We start from the raw sequence: 7,305 nt of genomic DNA, 5'->3' as shown, positions 1-7,305 counted from the left end.
GCGAACGGCATCATGCACGTCGCCGCGAAGGACCTCGGCACCGGCAAGGAGCAGAAGATGACCGTCACCGGCGGCTCCTCGCTGCCCAAGGACGACATCGACCGGATGGTGCGCGAGGCCGAGCAGCACGCGGAGGAGGACCGGCAGCGCAAGGAGGCCGCCGAGACCCGCAACCAGGCGGAGACCCTGGTCCACCGTACCGAGAAACTGATCCGGGACAACGAGGGGAGGATTCCCGCGGACGTGCGCTCCGAGACCGAGTCCGCGCTGGCGGAGGTCAAGGAGAAGCTCAAGGGCGAGGACACCGCGGGCCTTCGCACCGCCACCGAGAAGGCGACGGAGGCCGCGCAGCGGATCGGCGCCGCGCTGTACGCGCAGACCCAGGGCGGTGAAGGCACCGCGGGAGACACGGCCGGCAGTGGTACGGCCAAAGGCGCGGGCGCCGGTGACGACGAAGTCGTCGACGCGGAGATCGTCGACGACGAGCGGAAGGGAGACACCGGATGAGCGAGAACCCGCACCCCGGGCATCAGGGCGAGCGGTCGCTCGTACCGGTGCGCGACTGGCGCGGGACCGCTCCGGCCGGCCTCCCGCCCCGGCGACGCCGGGATGCGGCGGGGAACGGTCGGACGGAGCCGAAGGGCGCGCAGCCGGACGGGGCGGGGGCGCGCGAGAGGATCGCGGAGCTGACCGAGGACCTGCAACGGCTGAAGGCCGAGTACGACAACTACCGCAAGCAGGTGCGCCGCGACCGCCTGGCGGTACGGGAGATCGCGGTGGCCAACGTTCTCACCGGTCTGCTGCCCGTCCTGGACGTCGTGGAGGAGATCCGCAGGCGGAACGACGACCACGGCGCGGCGGCCCTCGCCGGGGTGCTGGAGGACCGGCTGGCGGCACTCGGCCTGCGGACCGTCGGGACGGTGAGCGAGCCCTTCGACCCCCGTACCCACGAGGCGGTCGTCTTCCACGCCTCCGGGGCGGCCCGCGAGGCGGTCTGCACCGAAGTGCTGCGGTACGGCTACCGGGTCGGCGACCAGCTCCTGCGCCCCGCCCAGGTGGTGGTGACAGGACCCGCCCCCGCCCGAGGGCCCGTACTCGAAACGCCCTCGGGTCCCGGACCTGGACGGGCCCCGCTGGGAAGCTGAGCACCGGGCTGGGCGCCTGAGCACCGGACGGGCCCGAGTGCGGTGGGCCGTACGCCGACGCGGGCCGGGAATCCCGGGCCCATCACGCCCGGCAGGGCGAACGGCCGCCGGTGCGCGGGACGTCCGACGCGTCCCGCGCACCGGCCCGAGCGCGGTCCGGGGGGAGTGCCCGGAAGTCCCGCGCGGTCCCTCAGCCGCGGTAGAAGTCGGCGAGGGCGGCGAACGCGGCCTTGGGTTCCCACGGCATACCCGGGTAGGTGGTCCCGAGACGGTCCTCGAAGACCTTCACGATGCCGTAACTGGCCAGGTCCAGGTCTTCGCCGGGGCCACCGTCGGGGCGGTGCGGATGGTCACGGAGCGCGAAGGTGAACACGAAGGTGCCGTCGACGCCCCCGGCGTCGAACGCTTCGAGCAATTCGCGTATGTACGCGGCCTGACCGGCCTCGTCGCGTTCGTACTCCCCGGTCAGCCGGAGGGGCGCACGGGTGTCCTCGTCGTACTCGACGATCTCCAGACCGCGGGCGCCCCTGTCGCCGGCGCCCCGGTAGGAGGCCGAACCGAACTCGGTGATCGTGACCGGCTTTCCCTGCGCGACAAGGCCGGGGACGCCCTCGGCGAACCGGTCGGCGGTCTCGGCCGACCGGTAGAGGTCCAGGGACACGATGTCGAAGAGGGACCAGTCGACCCCTTCGAGCGGTACGGCGGCATAGGTCACCCTGCCGCCGAAGCGCCCGCGGACGAGGGGCACGGCCGTGGCGAGGAATTCGGCGACCCGGGCGCGGGCTCCGGCGACGTGCTCGCGCACGTGCTGCGGGTCGGCCAGCAGCGCGACCCGCTCGTCCACCCCGTCACCGGGCAGGAACCCCTTGTTCATCAGGCTCAGCTCGGCGCCGGTGACGAAGACGACCTCGGCCCCCCGCCGCCTGAGCCGCTCCGCGCGCTCGGCGCAGTCGGCGAACAGCGGCAGCATCTCGTCGGTGGTCAGTTCGAGCGGGTAGGGGGAGAACCAGACCTCCAGACCGAGGCCGGCGGCGCACTCCGCCGCGATCTCGATCCGCTCCGGATCACCGCCCATGACGCGGACCGCGTTGCAGTGCAGGTCGTCGCGGATGATGCGCAGCTCGCGCCGGACCACCTCCGGATCGAAACCGCTGTGCCCGACGGTCCCGCCGTGGACGAAACCGGTGTCGTAGCTGATGCCTCTGGTGCGCATGCGTCGCGTCCTCTCCGCACGGAAAATTTACGGTACGGACCGTACCCTAATTTCTGTGGCATGAGGACGGCAATGAGAATGGGAAGGTACGGGCGGTATCGAGCGCGGGAAGGTGCCATGGCGGAGGAGACGAAGGGGCAGGCGCGGCCGGGCGCCGGGCGGACGCGGCGCCGCGGCGCCGCCCTGGAGGAGGCGATCCTGCGCGCCGCCGCGGACGAGCTCACCGGTTCCGGATACGCCGGGCTGACGATGGACAAGGTCGCCGCCCGCGCGGGGACCAACAAGAACGCCCTCTACCGCCGCTGGCCGAACCGCCTCGCGCTCGGTGTCGCCGCCTACAAACACCTGGCCACGACGGTCCAGCCGCCCGACACCGGCACGCTCCGCGGCGACGTCCTGGAGTGGCTGCGCCAGGCGAACCGCTACTGGAGCTCCCCCCTCGGCGCGATCCTGCGTGAACTGCTCGCCGCCGCCGGGGGGGCCCCGGAACTCCTGGCGCGGCTCCAGGAGAACTCCGCCGACGCCGCGGCCGCCCCTTGGCTGACCATCCTGGGGCGCGCCGTCGCCCGCGGGGAGGCTCCCCCCGAGGCGCTCCACCCCCGGGTCGCCACCGTGGCCATGGTCCTGCTGCGCAACGAATTCGTCGTGCGCGCGGTGCCTGCGGCGCCCGACGAGGTCCTCGTGGAGATCGTCGACGAGGTGTACCTGCCGCTGGTGCGCGGCCGGGGCGAACCACCGGCCTGAGAACCGCCGCTCGGGCCGGCACCGGGGCGGCGGGCGGCACCTGGACCGCCACGTCGCCTCCTCGGCGAGGTGCGGGCGTCCCGCCGGGCCGGGTGTTCCGGGCTGCCGGGCCCCGGCTCCGTCCGGAACGGGTCGGGCCCCGCGGGCGCGGGAAAGCCCCTGGCCGTGCCCGACGGCAAGGGGCCGTCAGGCGTACGGCGCGGGCTTCGCCGGCCGGACGCCGGGATGCGGCCGTGCGTCCCGGCGTCCGGACGGAAACGGGTTCACCGCCGGGGCGCCTCGCGCACGGGGTGCTTGCTCATGACGGAGACCCGGTTGAACGCGTTGATGGTGATCGCCACCCATATCACCGCGGAGATCTCGTCGTCGGTGAGGACCCGGCGGGCCTCGTCGTAGGCGCTCTCCTGCGCGACGGCGTCCGCGGGCTCGGTGGTCGCCTCCGCCAGGGCGAGCGCCGCACGCTCGCGCGCCGTGAACAGCTCGGTGTCGCGCCAGGCGGTCAGCACGCCCAGGCGCCGGGTGGTCTCACCCGCACGCAACGCGGCCCGGGTGTGCACGTCGAGGCAGTAGGCGCAGCCGTTGATCTGCGACACGCGGAGGTTGACCAGCTCCACGAGCACCCGGTCCAGCCCCGCGTCGTCGGCGACCGCGCGGATCGTGCCGGCTGCCTCGACCAGGGCGCGGTAGGCGCTCGGACTCTGCTTGTCCACGAAGACCCGCTCGCTCACGGGGCGTGCTGCCGTCTCACTCAACCTGGACTCCTTCACGGGACGTGCCCGGCTCTCGCTCGTTCTGACGTGCGCCCGACGGAGCATCGGCCTACTATCGGGCATGATTATTGAACATGAAACCATTTTTGGGAGGGGCGTGTGATGAACGACGCCGAGAAGGAGCCCGCCGGACCACCCCGCACGGCCTCCGACCACGGTGAACACCAGCCGAGGATCGAGGTCCTCGGCGCGCGGGACGTCCCGCTGGGCGGCCCGAGGGCGATGACGGTACGGCGGACGCTGCCGCAGCGGGCCCGGACGACGATCGGCGCCTGGTGCTTCGCCGACCACTACGGCCCCGACGACGTCACCGACACCGGGGGCATGGACGTCGCACCCCATCCGCACATCGGTCTGCAGACGGTGAGCTGGCTGTTCAGCGGGGAGATCGAGCACCGGGACAGCATGGGCAACCACGCCTTCGTGAGGCCCGGCGAGCTGAACCTCATGACGGGCGGCCACGGCATCAGCCACTCGGAGGTCTCCACCGCCCGCACCACGACCCTGCACGGGGTCCAGCTGTGGGTGGTGCTCCCCGAGGAACACCGGCACACCGGACGCGACTTCCAGCACCACGTCCCGGCCCCGGTCCGGGCGGGCGGAGCCGAGATCAGGGTGTTCCTGGGAACGCTGGCGGGAGCCACCTCCCCGGTGCACACCTTCACCCCTCTGCTCGGTGCCGAACTCCTCCTCGACCCGCACTCGACGACCGAACTCGCCGTCGACCCCGGCTTCGAGCACGGTGTCCTCGTCGACCGCGGGGACGTCCACGTCGCCGGAACGCCCCTGCGCCCGGCGGAGCTGGGATACCTCGGCACGGGAAACGACACGTTGACGCTGACGAACACGACGGATTCCGCCGCGCGGGTCATCCTGCTCGGTGGGACACCGTTCGAGGAACGGATCGTCATGTGGTGGAACTTCATCGGCCGCAGCCACGAAGAAATCGCCGAAGCCAGGGAAGCGTGGCAGAACGCCTCCGACCGCTTCGGCGAGGTCGACGGCTACGACGGCGACCGCCTCCCCGCCCCCGCCCTCCCCAACGCCCGCATCGCACCGCGCGAAAACCCGACGAACCACTGAAAGGTCCACGATGACCCAGCCCGCCGCCGCTCCGGTCGTCCAGCGAGTGGACTCCGAGCACCGTTACGAGATCCTGGTCGACGGCGTGACCGCCGGCCTCACCGAGTACCGCGACCGCGACGAACAGCGCGTCTTCTACCACACCGAAACGGGCGAAGCCTTCGCGGGACGGGGCCTGGCCTCGGTACTCGTGCGGCAGGCCCTGGACGACGTACGCGCCTCGGGGAAGCGCATCGTTCCGGTCTGCCCCTACGTGGCGAAGTTCCTCGAGAAGCACGACGAGTTCGCCGACATCACCGACCCGGTGACCCCCGAGGTCCTGAAGTGGCTGAAGAGCGTCCTTCAGCACTGACCACTCCCACGACCGCTTCCGCCGCCCCGGCCGGACCCCGCCCACGCGGGCCGGCCGGGACGGCTCGGCCCCCGGCCCGTCGGCTTCGCGGCCCGAACCTCGCCGCCGGCGGGCGCTCTTGTCCCGGAAGCCCACAGGCGCGAGCGTCATCGCGGCGGGCTTCGCGGTCCGGACCGTCACCTCCCTCGCCCGCCCCGTCACCGCCGGCCTCCGGGACCACCACGCCCGCATGAAGTCCCGGCCCCGGTCGAAGTTCACCCGGCTCACCGCCGAGGAGTTCCGGGACGGACTGCGGCGCCCGGAGGCCGACGCCCGGAACGGGCCGACGACCCGCCCGGTCCCCGTCGTGGAACGGTACGACGTGGCCGTGCCGTCCCTTCCCCGAGCGGCGGCCTTCCGGCTGTGCGACCTGCCCGCCCGACGGATGGACTCCCGTGCCCGGGGCGGCACATGAACCCGACAGGGGCCGCTGTCATGCCTCCAGCAGCCGTGCGGCGCGCCGTTCGTCGAGGCCGCCGCGCCATCCCGCGAGCGGCACGGTGATGTCCGAACGCGGTGCGCCGCGCAGGGTGCGGGACGCGGCGTGCCGCTCGGCGGTGGGGACGAACCGGTCCCACATCGGCGGCAGGGACGGACTGGGCAGCACCCCCGTCTCGGCGAGCCCGATGAGGATGCCGTAACGCTGGTACTTGTCGGTGCCGGGCACGATCTTCGCCCGCGCGACCTCCTTCTCCAGCTCGCCCGGCCTCGTCCCCGCCGGTACCGAACGGATCACGTCGAGCAGCGCGCGCAGCCGTTCGCGGTCCTCCTCCTGCGGCCGGGGCAGCCCCTGTACCGCTGCGGCCTCCAGGTCCGGGAGGTAGTGCTCCGGCAGCTCGTTCCAGGACCAGCCGAGCGCGAGACGCAACAGTTGCCCGGTGACGTCGACCTCGGACACCGGGCCCAGTCCGCAGTCGGGAACCCCGTGCCCGTCCCGCGGAGCGGTGCCGAGGAACCGCGCCCACCCGTAGGAGATCACCGTCTGCCGCCCCCGCGGGGAGCTGCCCAGCCCGGCCACGAACGCCGCGAGCACCGTGTCCTCGTGCAGCACCTCGGCCGCGGCGACGGCGCGTTCGACGGTCTCGGGGGCGCCCCACCGTTCGGGCTCGCGCACCGGCCATCCCGCGCGGCGGGCCGCGGCGACGTCCGCGGGATCGTCGGAGGGTTCGGTTCCCTTGACCGTCCCGGTCCGCGCGAAGCGGTACCCGTAGCAGCGCATCAGCGGCTCCAGGTCGCCCTTCCCGGGGACTCGTCGCGGGGCGGGGCCCATGGGGAGGAGGTCGCCGGTCAAGAGAGCACCTCCCAGGACCAGGCCGCGATGCCCACGCGGTTGCGCACCTTCAACTTGGCCTGGATGTTCGCTATGTGCGTCTTCGCCGTGCCGGGGGAGATGAAGAGGCGCGCGCCTATCTCGGCGTTCGTCAGCCCCTCCGCGACGAGGCGGGTGATCTCTTCCTCGCGCGAGGTGAGGGGTGAGGGGCCGCGTGGTGGCGCAGGATCGGGCGCCACCAGGGACCGCAGGAGACGGACCGTGATCTGGGGGCTGATGAGAACGTCGCCGGCCATGGCGGCCCGCACCCCCTCGATCAGCAGGCCGGGGCCCGAGCGTTTGAGGAGAAAGCCGCAGGCGCCGTCCCGCAGGGCCGTGCGGACGTAGTCGTCGTGGTCGAAGGTGGTGACCACGAGGACGCGGAACGGGTCGGGCACGTCCGGGCCCGCCAGGCGGCGGGTCACCTCCAGGCCGTCGAGGACCGGCATGCGGATGTCCGCGACTACCAGGTCGGGGCGGAGCTCGCGGGCCAGACCGACGGCCGTGGCACCGTCCGCCGCCTCGCCCACGACCGTCATGTCCGGCTGGGAGTCGAGGATCAGCCGGAATCCGCCGCGTATGTCGTCCTGGTCGTCGGCCAGGAGAATGCGGGTGGGGGCGGCCGCACGGGTCGGGGGAATGGTCACTTC

Annotated in this window: 10 protein-coding genes; 6 read left to right on the top strand and 4 right to left on the bottom strand. The window is 72.8% G+C overall.

Annotated elements, in window-relative coordinates:
- Window positions 1-507, top strand: a 507-nt coding sequence (locus ACWCXX_RS28130; protein ID WP_451131969.1) for an Hsp70 family protein, incomplete at its 5' end; no start/stop codon positions are given.
- On the top strand, window positions 504-1,145 hold the full coding sequence (grpE, locus tag ACWCXX_RS28125) for a nucleotide exchange factor GrpE (protein WP_451131967.1): 642 nt from the start codon (window positions 504-506) through the stop codon (window positions 1,143-1,145). The genes ACWCXX_RS28130 and grpE, both read left to right, overlap by 4 nt.
- 190 nt (window positions 1,146-1,335) lie before the next feature.
- Here grpE and ACWCXX_RS28120 read toward each other — a convergent pair whose 3' ends face one another.
- The gene (locus tag ACWCXX_RS28120; protein ID WP_451131965.1) at window positions 1,336-2,358 is read right to left on the bottom strand and encodes a hypothetical protein; all 1,023 of its coding nucleotides are present in this window, start codon (window positions 2,356-2,358) and stop codon (window positions 1,336-1,338) included.
- A gap of 117 nt (window positions 2,359-2,475) precedes the next feature.
- Here ACWCXX_RS28120 and ACWCXX_RS28115 point away from each other — a divergent pair, with 117 nt between their 5' ends.
- Window positions 2,476-3,102, top strand: coding sequence for a TetR/AcrR family transcriptional regulator (locus tag ACWCXX_RS28115; RefSeq protein ID WP_451131963.1), 627 nt, complete (start codon window positions 2,476-2,478; stop codon window positions 3,100-3,102).
- A 263-nt stretch (window positions 3,103-3,365) separates the two neighbouring features.
- Here the strand turns inward: ACWCXX_RS28115 and ACWCXX_RS28110 are convergent, their stop codons facing one another.
- Entirely contained in the window at window positions 3,366-3,854 is a 489-nt protein-coding gene (locus ACWCXX_RS28110; RefSeq protein WP_451131961.1) for a carboxymuconolactone decarboxylase family protein, read from the bottom strand.
- A gap of 120 nt (window positions 3,855-3,974) precedes the next feature.
- Here ACWCXX_RS28110 and ACWCXX_RS28105 point away from each other — a divergent pair, with 120 nt between their 5' ends.
- The 3 genes from ACWCXX_RS28105 (at window position 3,975) to ACWCXX_RS28095 (ending at window position 5,761) form a co-directional block, all read left to right on the top strand.
- A complete protein-coding gene (locus ACWCXX_RS28105; protein ID WP_451131959.1) occupies window positions 3,975-4,955 on the top strand; it encodes a pirin family protein in 981 nt (326 codons plus the stop codon).
- Window positions 4,956-4,965: 10 nt separating this feature from the next.
- A complete protein-coding gene (locus tag ACWCXX_RS28100; protein WP_451131957.1) occupies window positions 4,966-5,307 on the top strand; it encodes a GNAT family N-acetyltransferase in 342 nt (113 codons plus the stop codon).
- A gap of 118 nt (window positions 5,308-5,425) precedes the next feature.
- Entirely contained in the window at window positions 5,426-5,761 is a 336-nt protein-coding gene (locus tag ACWCXX_RS28095) for a hypothetical protein (RefSeq protein ID WP_451131955.1), read from the top strand.
- An 18-nt stretch (window positions 5,762-5,779) separates the two neighbouring features.
- On the opposite strand, the gene ACWCXX_RS28090 is transcribed toward ACWCXX_RS28095, so the two are convergent.
- A complete protein-coding gene (locus ACWCXX_RS28090; RefSeq protein ID WP_451131953.1) occupies window positions 5,780-6,637 on the bottom strand; it encodes a hypothetical protein in 858 nt (285 codons plus the stop codon).
- The gene (locus tag ACWCXX_RS28085) at window positions 6,634-7,296 is read right to left on the bottom strand and encodes a response regulator (RefSeq protein WP_451131971.1); all 663 of its coding nucleotides are present in this window, start codon (window positions 7,294-7,296) and stop codon (window positions 6,634-6,636) included. The genes ACWCXX_RS28090 and ACWCXX_RS28085 overlap by 4 nt, the downstream gene beginning before the upstream one ends.
- Window positions 7,297-7,305 lie beyond the last annotated feature (9 nt).

The sequence above is a fragment of the Streptomyces sp. NPDC001732 genome (assembly GCF_053596315.1).
This window is presented reverse-complemented; position numbering and strand designations above follow the sequence as displayed.